This is a genomic window from Sphingomonas sp. TX0543, from assembly GCF_048565505.1.
In the GTDB taxonomy this organism is placed as follows: domain Bacteria; phylum Pseudomonadota; class Alphaproteobacteria; order Sphingomonadales; family Sphingomonadaceae; genus Sphingomonas.
In genome coordinates this window covers 3,357,501-3,375,642 of record NZ_JBLZUS010000002.1, presented here as the reverse complement: position 1 = coordinate 3,375,642, position 18,142 = coordinate 3,357,501, and the positions used below count along the sequence as shown (strand labels likewise).

The following is an 18,142-nucleotide window of genomic DNA, read 5'->3' as shown; positions in this document are numbered from 1 at the left end:
AACCGCTTGGCGAGGGAGGGCAAGCTGCTTATCGCCATGGCAATGTCGATGCTCGAATCGGTCGCGACGGTCCTGGGGGTGGCGTGCGTCGCATTGGCGGCGAGACGCAGCGTGTGGACGTTCCCTATCGCGATCGGATCGGTCGTGCTGATCGGTGTCGTGGTGTTCGAAACCCGACTATACAGCGATGCGCTGCTCCAGGGCTTTTTCGTGATCGCGAACATCTATGGCTGGTTTAACTGGTGGCGCTCCCGCGCGCGTTCTGGCGAGGTCTCGGTCGAGCGGATGAGCGCCGCGCAACGCGGCGGATGGATGATCGGCGGTCTTGCCGCCGCAATCGCCTGGGGCGCGCTGATGCATCGCTTCACCAATGCGTCCTATCCCTGGTGGGACGCCGGAATCGCGATCGCCAGCGTCTCGGCACAGTTGCTGATGGCGCAGCGACGGATCGAGAACTGGCTGATCTGGATCGCCGTGGACCTTGCCTCGGTCCCACTGTATCTGACCAAGGGCTTGTATCTGTTTGCGGGGCTTTACGTGATCTATCTGGCGCTGGCCTGTTGGGGATTGTTCGACTGGCGGCGCGCCGAGCATCGCGTAGCTGGCGGGCCATTGCCCGCATGATGCCGCGGACTGTCTGCCTGCACGGCCCGGAAAGTACTGGCAAATCCACCACGACCATCCGATTGGCGCGGGAATTCGGCACGCCAGTGGTGGCGGAATTCGGGCGCACCTATTGCGAGCGTTACGGCGTCGATCTCACCATGTCCGATCTGGTGATGATCGCGCACACGCAGGACTTGCAGGTGCGTGCCGCATGCGATGCCGGCCAGTTTCCCGTGATCGTGGATACCGACGCCCTGATGAGTGCGGTGTGGGCGGACATGCTGTTCGGCCGCCGCGATCCATGGTTTGCGCGGTGGGACAATACCGCCGATCTCTATCTGCTGTTCGATATCGATTTGCCGTGGATCGAAGACGGCACGCGGATATTCGGCAGCGCGGGTGAGCGCCAGCGATTCTTCGATCTTTCGAAGGCTGAACTGGATCGTCGCGGCGTACGCTGGGAGACGATCAGCGGATCCGGGGAAGCACGTTACGAGCATGTGCTCGATGCCATCGCCCGGGCCGGCGCGGCACCAGACCCGGAGCGCATCGCGCGCCGGGCCTGAGCGGTCGTCCGGTCAACGTGATGGCGCGAGCCGCGAATTGAGCACCCAGCCGACATTGTCATTCTCGTCGGCGACTTCCCACCACAGACCGTTCTTGTTGCCGGTCGGATAGACGATCGTGCCCGGCGGCAGCGTGCGGATCGTCTTGGACGTGGCGAGTGCGGTGGCATGGAGCGCGACCGGGCCTTGCGCGGTAAAGCTCTTGGTCGGTGCCGCTTCGGCCGTGCCCTGCTGCCCGGGCTGGACCAGGCCGAGCTCGTTCACCAGCTTCGAATAGGCCTGGATGAAAGACAGGGTGACGATCCGGCCGATATCGGTGTTGTCATAGCCGCCGCCGACGGCCGCCGCACCGCCGCCGAAGAAGCCCACGCCGCCGCCGGCGCCGAACGTCAGATTGTTCTTCGCGGCATAGCCATCGGTGGTTGCAAGCGTTTCGGTGGTGCGGACGTTGGTGATCGAAAGGACGGTGTTCGCCTCCATCTTCTTGCTGCCGATCCCGCCGAGCAGCCCGCCGAAGCGGCCGCCCACCAGCCCGCCGATCCCCGCAGCCGCGCCGCCGCCTGAAACATTGGAGTTCGCGCCCTGGATTTCGGCGACCAGAACGTAATCGGCAGCCTTGATCTGGCCCTGACCGACGTTTGAGCGACGCTGCAGCCCAAGGTCCGCACCGATATCTCGCTCGCGCTGCGCGGCCTGCAGCCCGCTGCCGCGATCGACCAGATTGAAGCAGCCCGAACGCTGCACGAGCACCTTCAGCAACTTCGAGGGCGCAGCCAGGCTGTATTGCGTCCACGGGCGAGGGTCGTCACCATCTACGATCGAGAGCGTGCCGAGCTTGCGGAAGCACCGCGGCACGTCATTCGCGGTCTGCTCCTGGAGCCGCTGGCCGGCGGAAGGCTTGGCAAGCTTCTGGGCGCCGGCCGGCGTCGCAACCAGTGCGATCGCCGACCCTGCGGCGATCAACGCGAAGTTCCTCAACATTTTCTCACTCCCCGAGTAACGCCGTCACATGCGGCGCAAGACAGAACGATGCGGCCCCTGATGTTCACATCTTTGTTCCCATCGGCTTAACATCAGCCGTAGCGAGTGGCCAGCGGGGGCTTTGACGCGTGTCGCGCCGCCGCCTAGAGGCGCTATCATCATGACAACGCCGCTCGACCGCATTCGCAATTTTTCGATCATCGCCCACATCGATCATGGCAAGTCCACGCTTGCAGATCGGTTGATCCAGCGCACCGGCGGGCTCTCCGATCGCGAAATGTCCGCGCAAGTGCTCGACAACATGGAGATTGAGAAGGAACGAGGCATCACCATCAAGGCGCAGACGGTGCGGCTTGAATGGAAGGGCCATGTTCTCAACCTCATGGACACGCCGGGGCATGTCGATTTCGCTTATGAGGTGTCGCGCAGCCTGGCTGCCTGCGAGGGCGCGTTGCTGGTGGTGGATGCCGCGCAGGGCGTGGAGGCACAGACGCTTGCCAACGTCTATCAGTCAATCGAACACGATCACGAGATCGTGCCCGTCATCAACAAGATCGATCTGCCCGCCGCCGAGCCGGAGAAGGTGCGGACTGAGATCGAGGATGTCATCGGGCTGGATGCATCAAATGCGATTCTCGCCTCGGCCAAGTCCGGCATCGGCATCGACGAGATTCTCGATGCGGTGGTGGAGCGCATTCCGGCGCCGAAGGGCGATGCGTCCGCGCCGCTGAAGGCGATGCTCGTCGATAGCTGGTACGATCCTTACCTCGGCGTCGTCATCCTCGTCCGCGTGATCGACGGTGTGCTGCGCAAGGGCCAGCAGGTTACGTTCATGCAGGCCGGCACCCAGCATCTCGTCGACCGCGTCGGCTGCTTCCGTCCCAAAATAGAACAATTGTCCGATCTCGGCCCCGGCGAGATCGGGTTCATCACCGCGCAGATCAAGGATGTCGCGCAGGCTCGCGTCGGCGATACGCTCACCGATGCGAAACGCCCGGCGACGCAGGCGCTGCCTGGCTTCAAGGAAGTGCAGCCGGTCGTCTTCTGCGGCCTGTTTCCGGTCGACGCGAACGATTTCGAGAAGCTGCGCGAATCGATCAGCAAGCTGCGGCTCAACGACGCCTCTTTCAGCTTCGAAATGGAAACCTCCGCGGCGCTTGGCTTCGGTTTCCGCTGTGGTTTCCTGGGCCTGCTGCACCTCGAAATCATTCAGGAACGGCTGACGCGCGAATATGACCTCGATCTCATCACCACCGCGCCGAGCGTGGTCTATCAGATCGAGCTGACGCATGGCGCAGGCCATATCGAACTGCACAATCCGGCGGACATGCCCGATCCCAACAAGATCCAGAGCATTGCCGAGCCATGGATCGAAGCCACCATCTATTGCCCTGACGAATATCTCGGCTCGATCCTGAAGCTGTGCCAGGATCGGCGCGGTATCCAGAAGAACCTTACCTATGTCGCCGGCCGCGCGCAGGTTACCTATGAGCTGCCGCTCAATGAGGTGGTGTTCGATTTCTATGATCGCCTGAAATCGATCAGCCGCGGCTATGCCAGTTTCGACTATCACCAGATCGGTTATCGCGATGGTGATCTCGTGAAGATGAGCATCCTCGTCAACAACGAGCCGGTCGATGCGCTCAGCATGATCGTCCATCGCGGGACGGCGGAGACGCGCGGGCGCGGGATGTGCGAGCGGCTGAAGGATCTGATCCCGCGGCACCTGTTCAAGATTCCGATCCAGGCGGCGATCGGCGGCAAGGTGATCGCGCGCGAAACGATCGCCGCGATGCGCAAGGACGTGACTGCGAAATGCTATGGCGGCGATATCAGCCGCAAGCGCAAGCTGCTGGACAAGCAGAAGGAAGGCAAGAAGCGGATGCGCGAATACGGCTCGGTGCAGATCCCTCAGGAGGCGTTTATCGCCGCGCTGCGCATGGGTGACGAGGGATGAGGCCGCGCTTCCGCAATCACATGAGCGGGAGCATGACGCGGCGCCTGGCCGCCTTTGTCGCGATGGTGCTCGCGCTGTTAGCCCTGCCGGTTGCCGCGCAGGAGCGTGCACCTTTGGTGCTCGCCGCCGCATCGCTGCAGGAATCGATGAACGCCGCGGCGGATGCATGGGCGCGCGCCGGGCATGCGCGGCCTGTGATTTCCTTTGCCGCCTCATCCGCGCTCGCGCGGCAGCTGATCGCGGGCGCGCCGGCGGACTTGTTTGTTTCGGCCGACGAAGAATGGATGGATGCTCTGGCGGCAAAAGGGCTGCTCGCGCGCGGCACGCGGGTCGATCTTGTCGGCAATCGGCTGGTGGTGATTGAACCGGCCCATGCCCGAACGCGCATAACCCTACGGACGCTCGGCGCGGTGCTGGCACAAGGCGCCGTGGCGATGGCCGATCCGGCCGCCGTCCCGGCCGGGAAATACGGGCAGGCGGCGCTGGAAAAGCTCGGGGCGTGGTCTGCAGTTGCGCCGCATATCGTGCGCGCCGAAAATGTCCGCGCGGCGCTGGCCCTGGTGGAGCGCGGCGCGGCGCCGTTCGGAATCGTCTACGAAACGGATGCGCGCGCCTCGCCCAAGGTGCGGATCGCCGGCATCTTCCCGGCCTCAAGCCACCCGCCAATTCGCTACCCGATCGCGCGCCTGGTAAACTCTCGCAATCCTGCCGCCGAAGCTTTTAGGCATTTTCTCATCAGCACGCAGGGCCGCGCTACCTTCGCTCGCTTCGGCTTCCTGCGCCCCTGATGGCGGAGGGCATCTGGCCGATCGTCAGGCTGTCGTTGCTCGTTGGCGGCGTGGGAACGCTATCCGTCCTGCCGGTCGCGTTCGCGCTCGCCTATCTCCTGGCGCGGCGAAAGTTTCCTGGGCGAACCCTGCTCGATGCGGTGATCCATCTGCCGCTGGTCGTGCCGCCGGTGGTGACTGGCTGGCTTTTGTTGCTCGCGTTCGCCCCGACGGGGCCGCTCGGCGGGCCGTTGCTGAACTGGTTTGGCGTGACGTTGCTGTTTCGCTGGACGGGCGCGGCGATCGCTGCGGGGGTTATGGCTCTGCCGCTCGCGGTGCGTGCGATCCGCCTTTCACTCGAGGCGGTCGACCGGCGCCTCGAGGATGCCGCGCGGACGCTCGGGGCGGGGCGCTGGCGCACTTTTCGCACCGTCACCCTGCCGTTGTGCTGGCCAGGGGTGCTGGCCGCAGCAATGCTGGCGTTCGCCCGTGCGCTCGGGGAGTTCGGCGCAACGATCACCTTCGTCTCGAACGTGCCGGGCGAAACGGAGACGCTGCCGCTCGCGATCTATTCAGCATTGCAGCGACCGGGCGGGGAGGGCGCCGTGTGGCGCCTCGCCGCTATTTCCGTCGCCATCAGTCTGATTGCGCTGTTGACGTCTGAATGGCTCGCTCGGCGGGCGGGACGGGGCGTGAATGTCCTTTGACATCGACCTGACGCTGCGCCGTGGGGATGCGCTGATCGCCACCGCATTCGCCACCGATGCGCGCGCGGTGGCGCTGGTAGGTCCGTCGGGGATAGGGAAAACAAGCGTATTGGATATGATCGCGGGGCTGTTGCGCCCGGATCATGGCCATGTGCGGATCGATGGCCGGCTGCTTTCCGATCGTGCGACTCGGGTGGATGTGCCTGTGCATCGTCGGCGGGCCGGCTATGTGTTTCAGGACGCGCGATTGTTTCCGCACCTCGATGTCCGCCGGAACCTTCTTTACGGCGCGACCGGCACGGGGCGGCTGCTGTCGATCGCCGAGTCTCTCGACGTCGCACACCTGCTCGATCGCTGGCCGCGTGCGCTATCCGGTGGCGAGGCACGGCGGGTGGCGATCGGTCGCGTGCTCCTCTCCGGGCCGCAGTTCCTGCTGTTAGACGAGCCCCTCTCGTCGCTTGACCGCGCGCGGCGGGAAGAGGCGATGCGATTGATCGAGCGGGTCCGCGATGACACTGCCGTGCCGCTGCTGCTGGTGACGCACGACGAAGCTGAAGCCGAGCGGCTCGCCGACGTCATCGTGCGGATGTAATCCTGCCGGGATTACGCTGCGGCCGGCCGTTCTTGCGGGTGATGCGGAACGAGGATCAGCGTGTTACCCTCGACGCGCCATGATTGCAGCCGGGACAGGAAATTCATTCCCAGCACGTCGACATCGCCGAACGCCGGGGAGACAACTACCGGCAGCGCGCGCGCCACGACATTGCCCAATCGCATTTCATCGATGGTGGATGTTTGCGCGTGAATCGTGCCGTTTGCGGTACGTATCAGTATCGGCAACGCCGGTTGCTGAACATCCAGCCCGGCATCGCTGGCGCTGTCAGCCGACAAAGCAGTCACTGTCGCGCCGCTGTCCACCAGCATTCGTCGCGTCGTATCGCCGAACCGGACGGTTACCCAAAAGTGTCCGTCCGGCGACATGCGAACGCGTGTTTCTTTGCCCGTCACCTGCTCGGCAGTCGGGGCGAGATTGAGTGCGCGCATGATGCTGGCGACATAGGGATTCGTGCGCCCGCGTTGATCGACGAGCGTCGCCAGGATGAACGCCAGCCCCAGCAGCAGCGACAGATCGAAAAGACGGCCGACGATCGGAATTCGCCGAAGAAAAGCGGCCAGCAGCAGCACGGCGATCAGCAGCGCGGCGACCGGCAGATGCTGGGCGAGATCTAGGCTGGCGGGCATGCAGCGGCGCTAGCTGCACGTCGCTGTACGCAGGATGACCGGATACGAAAAAGGCGGCCCGTTGCCGGACCGCCTCGATCGGTTGCGATTGCAATAACCCCGGCGCTGCCGGAGCAGTTCGCTCAGCGCTTCGAGAACTGGAAGCTGCGGCGCGCCTTCGCGCGGCCGTACTTCTTACGTTCCACCGTGCGGCTGTCACGGGTGAGGAAGCCGGCGGCCTTCACTGGCGAACGCAGTGCCGGTTCATACTTGGTGAGCGCCTGGCTGATGCCATGCTTCACCGCGCCTGCCTGGCCCGACAGTCCGCCGCCCTTGACGGTGCAGACCACGTCATACTGGCCCTCACGCTCGGTGATGCCGAACACCTGGTTGATGACGAGGCGCAGCGTCGGGCGCGCGAAATAGATTTCCTGATCGCGACCGTTGATCGTGATCTTGCCCGAGCCCGGCTTCAGCCAGACGCGCGCGACGGCGTCCTTGCGGCGCCCGGTGGCATAGGCACGACCCTGCTTGTCGATTTCCTGCGCGCGCAGCGGGCCGCGCTGAACCGGCTCGTCGATCTTGCCGTCGAGATAGGCCTCGGCCTTTTCATCGGACGCTGCGACGGCTGCGTCGTGCTGATGCGCGAGGGCGGCGCCGAGATCGGCGAGGGACTGGCGATTGTCGGACATTATGCGCCCACCTTGTTCTTGCGGTTCATGCCGGCGATATCGAGCGGCTCCGGGTTCTGCGCTTCGTGCGGATGCTCGCTGCCCGCGAAGATGCGCAGGTTGCGCATCTGCTGGCGACCGAGCGGCCCACGCGGGATCATGCGCTCAACGGCCTTTTCGAGCACGCGCTCGGGGAAGCGGCCTTCCAGCACCTTGCCCGCGGTGATTCCCTTGATGCCGCCGGCATAGCCGGTGTGCTTGTAATAGATCTTGTCAGCCAGCTTCTTGCCGGTGAAACGAATCTTGTCGGCGTTGATGACAATGACATTGTCACCACAATCAACGTGGGGGGTGAAGCTCGTCTTGTGCTTGCCGCGCAGGACATTTGCGATAACCACCGCCGCGCGACCGACCACCAGGCCGCTGGCATCGACGATATGCCATTTCTTCTCCACCTCGTGCGGCTTGGCCGACTTGGTGGTCTTCATCAGCGCCTTCATGGCTGTTTGACCTCATCAAAACAAAAGGACGCCGCGCCCACGGGCGCAGCGCCGACCGCCGGTCAATGCGTCAGCAGTATCGGGAAGTCAAGATTTCCGGGCGATCCGCGACAGGTATTATTTTACCCGTTAAATTTGAATGGCGCTTTTCGGTGTGATGGCCGCCTCTTCTCGCAGCTACCGTCGCCGAGCGCCGATCGCGTGAGATGCCGATACCGATGCGATCAGAAGCAGCGCGGCATTTGCCTGATGCGCTACCGCAATGCCGATCTGAACCCCGCTCAGCAGTGTCGCAATGCCGAGCGATATCTGGAGCACGACAAGCAGCACTACAGCGTTCCCGGCCGGCCGCCCGGCGCGCAGCGCTAGCCAGAACAGCCCGCCCGCGGCCAGAAATGCGAGCCAGCGGTGAATGAACTGAACGACGATGGGGTTGTCGATGGCATTGCTCAACGCCGGTGTCAGCATCTGCACGTTCGAGGGGAATAGCTCGTCGCCCATGAGCGGCCAGCTTGAAAAGGCGTAGCCCGCGTCTAGCCCGGCGGTGAAAGCGCCATACATGATCTGAGCGCCAAGCAGCAGCAGCACTAACGCGACGGGGGGGCTCAGACGGGCAGGCCGCGCGAGCGGATCATGCGTCTGTTCCCGAAGATCGAGCGCTGTCCAGACGATGCCGGCCAGGATGAACAGCGCGGTCAGCAGATGCACCGCAAGGCGAATATGGCTGACATCCGTGCGAACCGACAGGCCGGAGCTGACCATCCACCAGCCGATCGCTCCCTGCAGGCCGCCCAGCGCGAGGATCGCGCTCAATCGCCAGCCATAGCCGCGTGGTATCTGCCGTCTGAACGCGAACCAGATCAGCGGCAGCGCGAATGCAAGTCCGATTACACGGCCGAGCACGCGATGGATATATTCCCAGAAGAAGATCGCCTTGAAGCCGGCGATCGTCATCCCCTTGTTTAGCTGCTGATATTCGGGGATTTTCTGGTAGTTTGAGAACTCGGCCTGCCATTGTGCGTCGTTCAGTGGCGGAATGATGCCGCTGATCGGCTTCCACTGCGTGATTGACAGGCCGGATTCGGTCAGCCGGGTGATGCCGCCAACAACTACCATGGCAACAATAAGGGCCGCGACACACCATAGCCAGCGGGCAAGCGCCGCCGGGCGCGCGGTGGAGACGTATCCCGGTGTAGGCTGCAACATGGCTCCGCACTAGCGGAGCCCGGCAACCCTGCCAAGCCGAGCCGGCACGACACGATTTTACCGATGTGATATTGTAACATCTCTCCTGCTGTTCTACATCGACTGCCGAATGGGAAACGCGACTCGCCTCGGTCGATTTGGGACGCTAGATCGGCTGGCGATCATGCTGTCAGGATTGTGCGTCGTGCATTGCCTGGCGAGTGCGGTATTGCTCGCGATGCTTTCGACCGTCGGGGGAATGCTCGGCAACCCGATCTTTCACGAGGTGGGATTGACAGTCGCCATCGGGCTGGGCGCGATCGCGCTGATCCGTGGGGTGATCCATCACGGGTATCTGATGCCGCTCGCGATGGGCTCGCTAGGATTGGGCATCATGATGGGGGCGCTGTCGCTCCCGCACGATGGCGGGCATGCCGAATCGCTATGGACCGTGGTGGGCGTCGGCATTCTCGCCTTCGGCCACGATCTGAACCGCCGGGCGGAGAACTGATAAGCGCCGCGGGTTGTAGCGTCGCCTGCTCCGGCCTATTTCCCGACAATGCCCGGCCATGCCCACCAGCACCACGAATCGCGCGGCGAGGACCTGACCCGCGCCGCGCAAAAGACGCTCGAACGCTCCGGCGAGCAATGGACCATGATGCGCGCCAGCGTGTTTGATGCTCTTGCCGGATTCGACAAGCCAGCTTCCGCTTATGACATTGCCGATGCGGTATCGAAGCGAGAGGGGAGGCGGATCGCGGCAAACAGCATCTATCGCATCCTCGATCTCTTCGTCGGTGCCAATCTCGCGCGTAGGGTGGAAAGCGCCAATGCCTATGTCGCCAACACGCATCCTGATTGTCGACACGACTGCATATTCCTGGTGTGTGATTCATGTGGGCAGACGACGCATCTCGATGACGACAAGCTTACCCGGGCGGTAAGGCAGGCCGCCGAAGCCGCCGGGTTTTCGCCGGAGCGACCGGTGATCGAAGTGCGCGGCATCTGCGCAGATTGCGCGCGCGTAGCCAGCTGATCTTCGAATTGTCGCAATCGACACTGGTTTTTGCGTGGAGTAATAGCGGCGGATGACTGGAATATTTGAGACGCCGTTGCTGGACAGGATAGCAGAGCCGGCGGATTTGCGTTTGCTTTCGGCGTCTGATCTTCGTCAGGTGGCGGATGAGCTGCGGCTGGAGGTGATTTCGGCGGTGGGCCAGACGGGTGGTCATCTGGGGTCTGGCCTTGGGGTTGTGGAGCTGACGACGGCGCTTCATTACGTGTTCGATACGCCGCGGGATCGCCTGATCTGGGATGTCGGGCATCAATGTTATCCGCACAAGATCCTGACGGGTCGGCGCGCGCGGATCCGCACGCTGAGGCAGGGCGGGGGTCTTTCGGGTTTCACGAAGCGCAGCGAGAGCGAGTATGATCCGTTCGGCGCGGCGCATTCGTCGACGTCGATTTCGGCGGCGCTGGGGTTTGCGATCGCGAACAGGCTGTCGGGAGCGCCGGGCAAGGCGATCGCGGTGATCGGCGACGGGGCGATGTCGGCGGGCATGGCCTATGAGGCGATGAACAACGCGGAGAGCGCGGGCAACCGGCTGGTGGTGATCCTGAACGACAACGACATGTCGATCGCGCCGCCGGTGGGGGGGCTGTCGGCGTATCTGTCGCGGATCGTGTCGAGCCGCGAGTTCCTGTCGCTGCGCGAGGTGATGAAGCGGATCGCGCGGCGGCTGCCGCGCCCGTTCCACAATGCCGCGCGCAAGACCGACGAGTTCGCGCGCGGGATGACGATGGGCGGCACGTTGTTCGAGGAGCTGGGCTTTTACTATGTCGGGCCGATCGACGGGCACAATCTGGATCATCTGATCCCGGTGCTGGAGAATGTCCGCGATGCCGAGGAGGGGCCGATCCTCGTCCATGTGGTGACGAAGAAGGGCAAGGGCTATGCCCCGGCGGAGGCGGCGGCGGACAAATATCACGGGGTGCAGAAGTTCGACGTGATAACGGGCGCGCAGGCGAAGGCGCCGCCGGGCCCGCCGGCCTATCAGAACGTGTTCGGCGATGCGCTGGCGGACGCGGCGGATCGCGATCCGCGGGTGTGCGTGATCACGGCGGCGATGCCGTCGGGCACCGGGGTGGACCGGTTCGCGAAGCGGCACCCGGCGCGCGCGTTCGACGTGGGGATCGCCGAGCAGCATGGCGTGACGTTCGCGGCGGGGCTTGCGGCGCAGGGGATGCGGCCGTTCTGCGCGATTTATTCGACGTTCCTGCAGCGCGCCTATGACCAGGTGGTGCATGACGTGGCGATCCAGAACCTGCCGGTGCGCTTCGCGATCGACCGGGCGGGGCTGGTCGGCGCGGACGGGGCGACGCACGCGGGCAGCTTCGACGTGACCTATCTGGCCTCGCTGCCGAACTTCGTGGTGATGGCGGCGGCGGACGAGGCGGAACTGGTGCATATGGTCCACACCTGTGTGGAGCATGATGCAGGGCCGATCGCGGTGCGCTATCCGCGCGGCAACGGCACGGGCGCGGCGTTGCCGGCGGTGCCGGAGCGGCTGGCGATCGGCAAGGGCCGGGTGGTGCGCGAGGGCAAGACGGTGGCGATCCTGTCGCTGGGCACGCGGCTGGCGGAGGCGCTGAAGGCGGCCGATGCGCTGGAGGCGAAGGGCCTGTCGACGACGGTGGCGGACCTGCGGTTCGCCAAGCCGCTGGACGAGGAACTGATCCGGCGGCTGCTGACCACGCACGAGGTGGCGGTGACGATCGAGGAAGGCGCGATCGGCGGGCTGGGCGCACATGTGCTGACGTTCGCCTCCGACGCCGGGCTGATCGACGCCGGGCTCAGGCTGCGCACCATGCGCCTGCCCGACATCTTCCAGGATCACGACAAACCCGAAGCGCAATATGCCCAGGCCGGCCTCGACGCCGACCATATCGTCAAGACCGTCCTCACCGCACTCCGATGGAACGAGGCCGACACCGTCGGCGCCACAGCGTGACCGGCTGGTCAAAGGTCATCCTCGCCACCGCACTGATGACCATCGCACTGGCCTGTTTCAACCTTTCGCTTTGGCGGCGCTTGCGGGCCGCCCGCATGCGCGAGACGCCCGGCGTTTCATCGACGGACGATCATCGCTGAACCTCACGAGGCCGGGAGATGATTGTCAGCGGTGAGCCGCGCCTCCCGGGCGAGAATCGCGCGCGCGTCTCCCGGAGACCGGGCTTCACCCCGCGGACCGCCGGACGCGTCCATCACGCGTTCGAGCAACTCCTGACCCTCCGGCCACCATCCCAGCCCGCTCGCCGCATTGACATGGCCGTGCGCGCCGAGATCGACAAAATGGCTGCCCCAGTCCGCGGCCAAGCTGTGGGCCCGCTCGATCGAGACCCACGGATCATCGGTGCTCGCCGCGACGATCGACGGGAAGGGGAGCGACGTGCGCGGCACGGGGGCGAAGCCGGCGATTTCGGACGGCGTCTCCGCGCGGTCCACATCCGCCGGCGCCACCAGCAGCGCGCCGGCGACGGGCCAGCCATAAGGCTGCGGACTGAGCGTCGCCCACCAGGAGATTGCGATACAGCCAAGACTGTGACCGACCAGGATCACCGGCGCGCGCGCGGACGACACCGCCTGATCGATCTTGGTGACCCAGGCGTTGCGATGCGGCGTGTTCCACATCCCAAGTTCGATCCGCGACGTATCCGGTCGCGACTGTTCCCAAAGCGTCTGCCAATGCGCAGGGCCGGACCCGTTGAGGCCCGGAACGGTCAGGATCGTGGGACGGCGCGAAAGATCGGATGAGAACGGACTCATGACGGCCACTCCTCGTCGTCAGGGCGAGGCCGTGAACCGCCGCTCTAGGGTGCAGCCAGCCCACGACCTCGGGTTGAAGATATTCCGACCAATCCAATAGGCAATAGGTCGTTCCATACTGCGCGCCCGATCGAAGGCGGCTTGCGACGAACTGATCGGCAGGCGATAGCGAGGCATGGCAAAGGCGCGTGCGGATCAATTGCTTGTCGATCGCGGGCTCGCCGAATCGCGTACGCGGGCGCAGGCGCTCATCATGGCCGGCCTGGTGTTCATCGCCGATCGGAAGGTCGACAAGCCGGGTCAGCAGCTCAATACGGACACAGCGCTTGATGTGCGGGGACGCGATCATCCCTGGGTGTCGCGCGGCGGGATCAAGCTGGCACATGGGCTGGATCATTTCGGCTGGGATGTGGCGGGCGCGACGGCAATCGACGTGGGCTCTTCGACCGGCGGATTCACCGACGTGCTGCTGACGAGGGGCGCCGTGCGGGTCTATGCCGTGGACAGCGGCACCAATCAGCTTGCGTGGAAGCTGCGGCAGGATCCGCGCGTGATCGTACATGAGCAGACCAGCGCGCGGATCCTGACGAGCGAACACGTTCCGACGCCGGTGGATCTGGTGGTGTGCGATGCGAGCTTCATCTCGCTTGCCAAGGTGCTTGATGTGCCGCTGACGCTCACCGCGCCGGGCGCGCGACTGCTCGCGCTGATAAAGCCGCAGTTCGAGGCGGGTCGCGACGAGGTGGGGAAGGGCGGGGTGGTCCGCGATCCCGCGATCCACGCGCGCGTCTGCGATGAAGTCGCCGCGTGGCTTGCCGGGCGGGGCTGGCGCGTGCTGGGCACGGAGCGCAGCCCGATCACCGGGCCGGAGGGAAATGTTGAATTCCTGATCGCCGCTGTCCGGGATTGACGCACTGCCGCAAGCGATAAGTGGTTTACGCGGGCCAAGGTGCAGGGCAGGTTCGGCGCGCCACAAACAGGGAGGCGGTGTGGGAGGATTAGCGTCAAGGGCGCAGTTGCGCCTGTCATTCTTGCGCTGGGCGGTCGTCACCGTCCCGTTGATACTGCTGCTTGGCTTTCTTTCCGGGCGGAGTGTGCCGGTCGGTTCGGAAAGCCCCTGGTATGCGGCGCTTGTAAAGCCCGAGGTCACCCCGCCCAACTGGCTCTGCCCCGTCGCCTGGACGACCCTCTACGTGCTGATCGGCGTGGCGCTGGCCATGATCCTGCACGCACGCGGCGCCAGGGGGCGCGGGCTGGCGATCACGCTGTTCGTGGTACAGCTGGCGCTCAACCTCGTCTGGACGCCGTTGTTCTTCGGCGCCCACCAAGTCTGGCTCGCGCTTGCCGATCTGGTCGCGTTGCTGGTGATCGCGATCGCCGCGACCGTGCTGTTCGGCCGGATTCGCACCATCGCTGCGTGGCTGATGCTGCCCTATCTTATATGGGTAAGCTTCGCCGGCGTGCTCACGTGGCGGATCGGGCAACTCAACCCGGGAGCGGAAACACTTGTGCCGGCCGCGCATACATCCCAGGTAATCGGCTGAGTTCCAGCCGGAAGGTGACATTGATGCAATCCGAAAATCGGATATTCGACGATTTCGTGAAGTTCGTGAACGGTGCCGCAGGGACGTTCGCGGGTGTCGGGCGGGAGGCGCAGGCCGGCGCGCGGGATCGCGCGCGCGAATGGATCGGCGGGCTGGATTTCGTCAGCCGCGAGGAATTCGAGGCGGTGAAGGCCATGGCGATCGCCGCGCGTGACGAGGCGGACGAACTGCGGGCGCGGCTCGACAAGCTGGAAGCCGCGCAGGCGAAAGCGGGCACATAAGGCGCTTTTGCCAGAGCGACATTCACAGATTTCGCATGATCGGGCCGTCGCGGGCTTTGCGTCCGCGTCGGCCTTCGTGCGATAAGGGCCAGATGATGCTTGATGAAGCCGAAGACGACCACGAGGCCTCCGCGCCGCTTGATATGCTCGAGCGCTATTTCGCCGCGCATGGCTGGACCAACGAGCGGCACGACGACGAGATCAGCGCGACCGTAAAAGGCAGCTGGACGGAATATGAAGTGCGCGGCCTCTGGCGGGAGGAGGACAGCGTCCTCCAGTTTCTGTGCTTCCCGGACGTGAAGGTGGCCGAGGAGCGCCGCGCCGCGATCTACGAGGCGCTGACGCTCGTGAACGAGCAATTGTGGGTCGGGCATTTCGAATTATGGTCGTCCAGCGGCATTCTGCTCTATCGCCATGCGATGGTGGTGGATGGTGACGAGGACGGCGAACAGGTGATGTCGCTCGGCGCGACGGAATTGCTGGTCGAAACCGCGATCGACGAGTGCGAGCGTTTCTATCCCGTGTTCCAGTTCGTGCTGTGGGGCGGCAAGACCCCGCGCGAGGCGATCGCCGCCGCGCTGATCGAGACCCAGGGCGAGGCGTGATGCGGCTCTGGATGGTCGGTTGCGGCAACATGGCGGGAGCGATGCTCACGCGCTGGATCGAAAGCGGCGCCGTGCGCGCGGCCGATGTGCACGTGGTCAACCGCCGCGATCGGGCTTTGCCGGCTGGCGTGCACCAGTCGCGCGAGCTGCCCGCGGAAGAAGCCCCGGATATCGTCGTATTGGGCGTGAAACCGCAGCAATTGGCCGACGCCGCCAGACACTATGCTTCGCAGGTCCGTCAGGCACCGATCCTGCTGTCCATGCTCGCCGGGGTGGATGAGGCCGTGCTGGCGCGGGCTTTTCCCGGCCCGGTGCCCGTGCCGGTGATGCCGAACCTTCCCGTCGCCCTCGGGCAGGGCGTGTGCGTGGTGAACGCGCCGTCCGCATCCGGCGCCACCCGCGCGGTCGTCGACGCATTGCTCGCGCCGCTTGGCGAGGTGATCTGGGCCGAAGGCGCGGTTTATGCCGCCGCCGCAGCCTTGTCCGGCTGCGGGCCGGCCTATCTCTTTCGCTTCATCGACGCGCTGGGGCAGGCCGGAGTGGCGATGGGCCTTCCCGAGGCAGAAGCCGCGCGGCTTGCGCTGGCCACCGTGCGCGGCGCGGCGGCGCTGGCCAGTGCGGATGGGCGGGCACCTGCCGCGCTGGCGGATGCCGTCGCCAGCCCCGGCGGGATGACACGCGCCGGGCTCGACGTGCTGGACGCGGGGGAAGCGCTCAACCGGCTGGTGCGCGAGACGCTCCGTGCCGCAGCGGCGCGTGGCGAGGAGATGGCCGCCTCGGCGCGCGGCTGAGCCACGCCTTACCGGCGCAGCGCCTCGACCCGTTCGCGTTCTTCCTCTGGAATCAATCCCTCAAGCACCGCCCAGAAGCCGGTCACCGCTTCCTGCCCGGCATTCGAATAGGCGGCGGACATTTTCTCGCGCAGCGCCTCGTACAGCCCGCTTTCCAGATCACGCCCCGGTTCGGTCAGGCGCAGCAGACGTTGCCGCCGGTCCCGCTCGCCGGGGCGGCTTTCCACCAGACCGCGTTCCGTCAGGTCGTTCAGCACCCGCCCCAGCGACTGTTTGGTGATTGCCAGCAGCGCGAGCAGGTCGCTTACGGCCATGTTCGGGCGGCGCGCGATGAAATACAGCGCGCGGTGATGCGCGCGCCCCAATCCCTGCTGCGCCAGCCCCTGATCGATCGATCGCGTGACGTGGCTGTTGCCGAAATAGAGCAGCTCCAGACCGCGACGGATTTCGGGTTCGCGCAGGAAAAGCGGGGAGGCGGGTTGGGTTGAGGCGGCCATGTTGACCGGCATTGCCATCGGCCCTACCCGATCGCAACCGTCAACCGCGCCCTTCATGCGCGCCAGATCGACAGGAGGTCACCCTGCAATTCGCGTTCGAGCCGAGCCCCAATCCGGTGCCAGTGAATGAGCGTGCCACGCGTCTTGTCGATCCGGTATTCGGGCGCGTTCACACAGACCATATGGCGATCGTGCGCTGGTCGGATGACAAGGGCTGGCATGACGCGAAGGTGACTGCGCGGACGACGCTGACGATCGATCCCGCCACCGCCGTGCTGCATTACGCGCAGGAAATTTTCGAAGGCCTCAAGGCATATCGGATGGAAGACGGCGCGGCTGCGCTGTTCCGCCCGGACGCGAACGCCCAGCGGTTCCGGAATTCGGCGCGTCGTCTGGCGATGCCGGAGCTTCCCGACGATCTGTTCCTCGGTTCGGTGGAGGCGCTGGTGCGCGCCGATCGGGACTGGATTCCGGCGAGCGAGGGTGGTTCGCTCTACCTGCGCCCGTTCATGATCGCCAGTGAGGCGTTTCTCGGGGTGAAGCCGTCGTCCGAATATCTTTACATGGTGCTGGCATCGTCGGTCGGCTCGTACTGGAAGGGCGGGGTGAAGCCGATTTCGCTGTGGGTCAGCCATGATTACAGCCGAGCCGCCCCGGGCGGCACCGGCGAGGCGAAGTGCGGCGGCAATTACGCGACCAGCCTGGTCGCCCAAGCCGAAGCGATTCGGCGCGGTTGCGATCAGGTGGTGTTCCTCGACGCGGCGGAGCGGCGCTGGATCGAGGAACTCGGTGGCATGAACATCTTCTTCGTGTTCGAGGACGGCTCGATCGTGACGCCGCCGCTGACCGGCACGATCCTGCCGGGCATCACCCGCGATTCGATCATCGCGCTCGCTCGCGATCAGGGGCTGGCGGTGCGCGAAGAACTCTACGGCATCGATCAGTGGCGCGCGGATGCGGAGAGCGGGAAGCTGGTCGAGAGTTTCGCCTGCGGGACGGCTGCGGTGGTCACGCCCATCGGGCAGGTATCCGGGCCGGACTATTCGTTTCAGATCGGCGCCGGTGGCATGGGGCAGAAGACCCAGCGCTTTCTCGAGCAGCTCACCGCCATCCAGCGCGGTCGCTCGCCCGACCCGCACAACTGGCTGCGCCGCATCGGCTGACCGCTGACGAAACTTACGCCGGAAGGGGACCGGAGCGTGGATGATTCGCCGGCCCGGGAGCGGCCGTCGGCGGCCCGCGAGAACGGAAAATGGCAGAAAACCGTACTTTTCTCTGTCGACCGCAACAAAATTGCAAAAAGTGTTTGACGAGTTGGTGTGGTGGGGCCTAGAGGGGTTTCACCGACGGGGTGGCCATTTGGTTTGCTTTGTTGGTCACCGGAAATCAGGCGCTATGGCCGCCCCGAGGAAAAGGGGTTGGGCAGGGCGTCGGTTT

At 65.0% G+C, this 18,142-nt stretch carries 23 protein-coding genes; 16 read left to right on the top strand and 7 right to left on the bottom strand.

Features of this window, described 5'->3' with window-relative positions:
* Positions 1 to 48: 48 nt before the first annotated feature.
* Together pnuC and ACM61V_RS16800 are read left to right on the top strand one after the other, a co-directional pair.
* Positions 49 to 624 (top strand): nicotinamide riboside transporter PnuC, encoded by a 576-nt coding sequence (gene pnuC / locus ACM61V_RS16805; protein ID WP_419714195.1) that lies wholly within the window; start codon positions 49 to 51, stop codon positions 622 to 624.
* Positions 621 to 1,172: an AAA family ATPase gene (locus ACM61V_RS16800; protein ID WP_137788195.1), complete on the top strand. Its 552-nt coding sequence runs from the start codon at positions 621 to 623 to the stop codon at positions 1,170 to 1,172. The genes pnuC and ACM61V_RS16800 overlap by 4 nt, the downstream gene beginning before the upstream one ends.
* Before the next feature lie 12 nt (positions 1,173 to 1,184).
* Here ACM61V_RS16800 and ACM61V_RS16795 read toward each other — a convergent pair whose 3' ends face one another.
* Complete coding sequence (locus tag ACM61V_RS16795) at positions 1,185 to 2,153, bottom strand: CsgG/HfaB family protein (RefSeq protein WP_137788196.1); 969 nt, start codon at positions 2,151 to 2,153, stop codon at positions 1,185 to 1,187.
* A 160-nt stretch (positions 2,154 to 2,313) separates the two neighbouring features.
* Here ACM61V_RS16795 and lepA point away from each other — a divergent pair, with 160 nt between their 5' ends.
* From lepA to ACM61V_RS16775, 4 genes are read left to right on the top strand one after another with little or no spacing between them, the layout of a single operon-like run.
* Positions 2,314 to 4,110, top strand: a complete 1,797-nt coding sequence (lepA, locus tag ACM61V_RS16790) for a translation elongation factor 4 (protein WP_137788197.1) — start codon at positions 2,314 to 2,316, stop codon at positions 4,108 to 4,110.
* 32 nt (positions 4,111 to 4,142) lie between these two features.
* Positions 4,143 to 4,898: a molybdate ABC transporter substrate-binding protein gene (gene modA, locus ACM61V_RS16785; protein WP_137788198.1), complete on the top strand. Its 756-nt coding sequence runs from the start codon at positions 4,143 to 4,145 to the stop codon at positions 4,896 to 4,898.
* The gene (gene modB / locus ACM61V_RS16780; RefSeq protein WP_171007678.1) at positions 4,898 to 5,584 is read left to right on the top strand and encodes a molybdate ABC transporter permease subunit; all 687 of its coding nucleotides are present in this window, start codon (positions 4,898 to 4,900) and stop codon (positions 5,582 to 5,584) included. The genes modA and modB overlap by 1 nt, the downstream gene beginning before the upstream one ends.
* On the top strand, positions 5,574 to 6,176 hold the full coding sequence (locus tag ACM61V_RS16775; RefSeq protein ID WP_137788200.1) for an ATP-binding cassette domain-containing protein: 603 nt from the start codon (positions 5,574 to 5,576) through the stop codon (positions 6,174 to 6,176). Before modB ends, ACM61V_RS16775 begins: the two co-directional genes overlap by 11 nt.
* 11 nt (positions 6,177 to 6,187) lie before the next feature.
* On the opposite strand, the gene ACM61V_RS16770 is transcribed toward ACM61V_RS16775, so the two are convergent.
* From ACM61V_RS16770 to ACM61V_RS16755, 4 genes are all read right to left on the bottom strand, one after another.
* Positions 6,188 to 6,826 carry a retropepsin-like aspartic protease family protein gene (locus tag ACM61V_RS16770; RefSeq protein WP_137788201.1) on the bottom strand — a complete coding sequence of 213 codons (639 nt, stop codon included), beginning with the start codon at positions 6,824 to 6,826 and terminating at the stop codon, positions 6,188 to 6,190.
* A gap of 122 nt (positions 6,827 to 6,948) precedes the next feature.
* Entirely contained in the window at positions 6,949 to 7,497 is a 549-nt protein-coding gene (gene rpsI / locus ACM61V_RS16765) for a 30S ribosomal protein S9 (protein ID WP_419714194.1), read from the bottom strand.
* Positions 7,497 to 7,976 (bottom strand): 50S ribosomal protein L13, encoded by a 480-nt coding sequence (rplM, locus tag ACM61V_RS16760; RefSeq protein ID WP_137788203.1) that lies wholly within the window; start codon positions 7,974 to 7,976, stop codon positions 7,497 to 7,499. Before rplM ends, rpsI begins: the two co-directional genes overlap by 1 nt.
* Positions 7,977 to 8,153: 177 nt before the next feature.
* Entirely contained in the window at positions 8,154 to 9,182 is a 1,029-nt protein-coding gene (locus ACM61V_RS16755) for a COX15/CtaA family protein (RefSeq protein ID WP_137788204.1), read from the bottom strand.
* 109 nt (positions 9,183 to 9,291) lie between these two features.
* Here ACM61V_RS16755 and ACM61V_RS16750 point away from each other — a divergent pair, with 109 nt between their 5' ends.
* From ACM61V_RS16750 to ACM61V_RS16735, 4 genes are read left to right on the top strand one after another with little or no spacing between them, the layout of a single operon-like run.
* Positions 9,292 to 9,672, top strand: a complete 381-nt coding sequence (locus ACM61V_RS16750; RefSeq protein WP_137788205.1) for a MerC domain-containing protein — start codon at positions 9,292 to 9,294, stop codon at positions 9,670 to 9,672.
* A gap of 48 nt (positions 9,673 to 9,720) precedes the next feature.
* Positions 9,721 to 10,197, top strand: a complete 477-nt coding sequence (locus tag ACM61V_RS16745; protein ID WP_137788206.1) for a Fur family transcriptional regulator — start codon at positions 9,721 to 9,723, stop codon at positions 10,195 to 10,197.
* A gap of 52 nt (positions 10,198 to 10,249) precedes the next feature.
* Positions 10,250 to 12,172 (top strand): 1-deoxy-D-xylulose-5-phosphate synthase, encoded by a 1,923-nt coding sequence (gene dxs, locus ACM61V_RS16740; RefSeq protein ID WP_419714193.1) that lies wholly within the window; start codon positions 10,250 to 10,252, stop codon positions 12,170 to 12,172.
* Positions 12,169 to 12,312, top strand: coding sequence for a hypothetical protein (locus ACM61V_RS16735; protein WP_171007700.1), 144 nt, complete (start codon positions 12,169 to 12,171; stop codon positions 12,310 to 12,312). The genes dxs and ACM61V_RS16735 overlap by 4 nt, the downstream gene beginning before the upstream one ends.
* A 3-nt stretch (positions 12,313 to 12,315) precedes the next feature.
* Here the strand turns inward: ACM61V_RS16735 and ACM61V_RS16730 are convergent, their stop codons facing one another.
* Complete coding sequence (locus tag ACM61V_RS16730) at positions 12,316 to 12,987, bottom strand: RBBP9/YdeN family alpha/beta hydrolase (RefSeq protein ID WP_137788456.1); 672 nt, start codon at positions 12,985 to 12,987, stop codon at positions 12,316 to 12,318.
* Positions 12,988 to 13,162: 175 nt separating this feature from the next.
* Here ACM61V_RS16730 and ACM61V_RS16725 point away from each other — a divergent pair, with 175 nt between their 5' ends.
* From ACM61V_RS16725 to ACM61V_RS16705, 5 genes are all read left to right on the top strand, one after another.
* A complete protein-coding gene (locus ACM61V_RS16725) occupies positions 13,163 to 13,897 on the top strand; it encodes a TlyA family RNA methyltransferase (protein ID WP_137788457.1) in 735 nt (244 codons plus the stop codon).
* 112 nt (positions 13,898 to 14,009) lie between these two features.
* Positions 14,010 to 14,531, top strand: a complete 522-nt coding sequence (locus ACM61V_RS16720) for a TspO/MBR family protein (RefSeq protein ID WP_419714279.1) — start codon at positions 14,010 to 14,012, stop codon at positions 14,529 to 14,531.
* Positions 14,532 to 14,554: 23 nt separating this feature from the next.
* The gene (locus ACM61V_RS16715) at positions 14,555 to 14,812 is read left to right on the top strand and encodes an accessory factor UbiK family protein (protein ID WP_137788458.1); all 258 of its coding nucleotides are present in this window, start codon (positions 14,555 to 14,557) and stop codon (positions 14,810 to 14,812) included.
* A 92-nt stretch (positions 14,813 to 14,904) separates the two neighbouring features.
* Positions 14,905 to 15,417, top strand: coding sequence for a YbjN domain-containing protein (locus tag ACM61V_RS16710; protein ID WP_171007702.1), 513 nt, complete (start codon positions 14,905 to 14,907; stop codon positions 15,415 to 15,417).
* Complete coding sequence (locus tag ACM61V_RS16705; RefSeq protein ID WP_137788460.1) at positions 15,417 to 16,208, top strand: pyrroline-5-carboxylate reductase family protein; 792 nt, start codon at positions 15,417 to 15,419, stop codon at positions 16,206 to 16,208. Before ACM61V_RS16710 ends, ACM61V_RS16705 begins: the two co-directional genes overlap by 1 nt.
* A gap of 8 nt (positions 16,209 to 16,216) precedes the next feature.
* On the opposite strand, the gene ACM61V_RS16700 is transcribed toward ACM61V_RS16705, so the two are convergent.
* Positions 16,217 to 16,723: a MarR family transcriptional regulator gene (locus ACM61V_RS16700; protein ID WP_419714278.1), complete on the bottom strand. Its 507-nt coding sequence runs from the start codon at positions 16,721 to 16,723 to the stop codon at positions 16,217 to 16,219.
* 104 nt (positions 16,724 to 16,827) lie between these two features.
* Between ACM61V_RS16700 and ACM61V_RS16695 the strand changes: the two genes are divergently transcribed.
* On the top strand, positions 16,828 to 17,868 hold the full coding sequence (locus ACM61V_RS16695) for a branched-chain amino acid aminotransferase (RefSeq protein WP_249341752.1): 1,041 nt from the start codon (positions 16,828 to 16,830) through the stop codon (positions 17,866 to 17,868).
* Positions 17,869 to 18,142: the final 274 nt, after the last annotated feature.

Excerpts from the sequence above, each read along its gene's own strand:
- pnuC (WP_419714195.1), top strand. The coding sequence starts at position 49 with ATGCTCGAATCGGTCGCGACGGTCCTGGGGGTGGCGTGCGTCGCATTG.
- ACM61V_RS16800 (WP_137788195.1), top strand. The coding sequence starts at position 621 with ATGATGCCGCGGACTGTCTGCCTGCACGGCCCGGAAAGTACTGGCAAA.
- ACM61V_RS16795 (WP_137788196.1), bottom strand. The coding sequence starts at position 2,153 with ATGTTGAGGAACTTCGCGTTGATCGCCGCAGGGTCGGCGATCGCACTG.
- lepA (WP_137788197.1), top strand. The coding sequence starts at position 2,314 with ATGACAACGCCGCTCGACCGCATTCGCAATTTTTCGATCATCGCCCAC.
- modA (WP_137788198.1), top strand. The coding sequence starts at position 4,143 with ATGACGCGGCGCCTGGCCGCCTTTGTCGCGATGGTGCTCGCGCTGTTA.
- modB (WP_171007678.1), top strand. The coding sequence starts at position 4,898 with ATGGCGGAGGGCATCTGGCCGATCGTCAGGCTGTCGTTGCTCGTTGGC.
- ACM61V_RS16775 (WP_137788200.1), top strand. The coding sequence starts at position 5,574 with ATGTCCTTTGACATCGACCTGACGCTGCGCCGTGGGGATGCGCTGATC.
- ACM61V_RS16770 (WP_137788201.1), bottom strand. The coding sequence starts at position 6,826 with ATGCCCGCCAGCCTAGATCTCGCCCAGCATCTGCCGGTCGCCGCGCTG.
- rpsI (WP_419714194.1), bottom strand. The coding sequence starts at position 7,497 with ATGTCCGACAATCGCCAGTCCCTCGCCGATCTCGGCGCCGCCCTCGCG.
- rplM (WP_137788203.1), bottom strand. The coding sequence starts at position 7,976 with ATGAAGGCGCTGATGAAGACCACCAAGTCGGCCAAGCCGCACGAGGTG.
- ACM61V_RS16755 (WP_137788204.1), bottom strand. The coding sequence starts at position 9,182 with ATGTTGCAGCCTACACCGGGATACGTCTCCACCGCGCGCCCGGCGGCG.
- ACM61V_RS16750 (WP_137788205.1), top strand. The coding sequence starts at position 9,292 with ATGGGAAACGCGACTCGCCTCGGTCGATTTGGGACGCTAGATCGGCTG.
- ACM61V_RS16745 (WP_137788206.1), top strand. The coding sequence starts at position 9,721 with ATGCCCGGCCATGCCCACCAGCACCACGAATCGCGCGGCGAGGACCTG.
- dxs (WP_419714193.1), top strand. The coding sequence starts at position 10,250 with ATGACTGGAATATTTGAGACGCCGTTGCTGGACAGGATAGCAGAGCCG.
- ACM61V_RS16730 (WP_137788456.1), bottom strand. The coding sequence starts at position 12,987 with ATGAGTCCGTTCTCATCCGATCTTTCGCGCCGTCCCACGATCCTGACC.
- ACM61V_RS16725 (WP_137788457.1), top strand. The coding sequence starts at position 13,163 with ATGGCAAAGGCGCGTGCGGATCAATTGCTTGTCGATCGCGGGCTCGCC.
- ACM61V_RS16715 (WP_137788458.1), top strand. The coding sequence starts at position 14,555 with ATGCAATCCGAAAATCGGATATTCGACGATTTCGTGAAGTTCGTGAAC.
- ACM61V_RS16710 (WP_171007702.1), top strand. The coding sequence starts at position 14,905 with ATGATGCTTGATGAAGCCGAAGACGACCACGAGGCCTCCGCGCCGCTT.
- ACM61V_RS16705 (WP_137788460.1), top strand. The coding sequence starts at position 15,417 with ATGCGGCTCTGGATGGTCGGTTGCGGCAACATGGCGGGAGCGATGCTC.
- ACM61V_RS16700 (WP_419714278.1), bottom strand. The coding sequence starts at position 16,723 with ATGGCAATGCCGGTCAACATGGCCGCCTCAACCCAACCCGCCTCCCCG.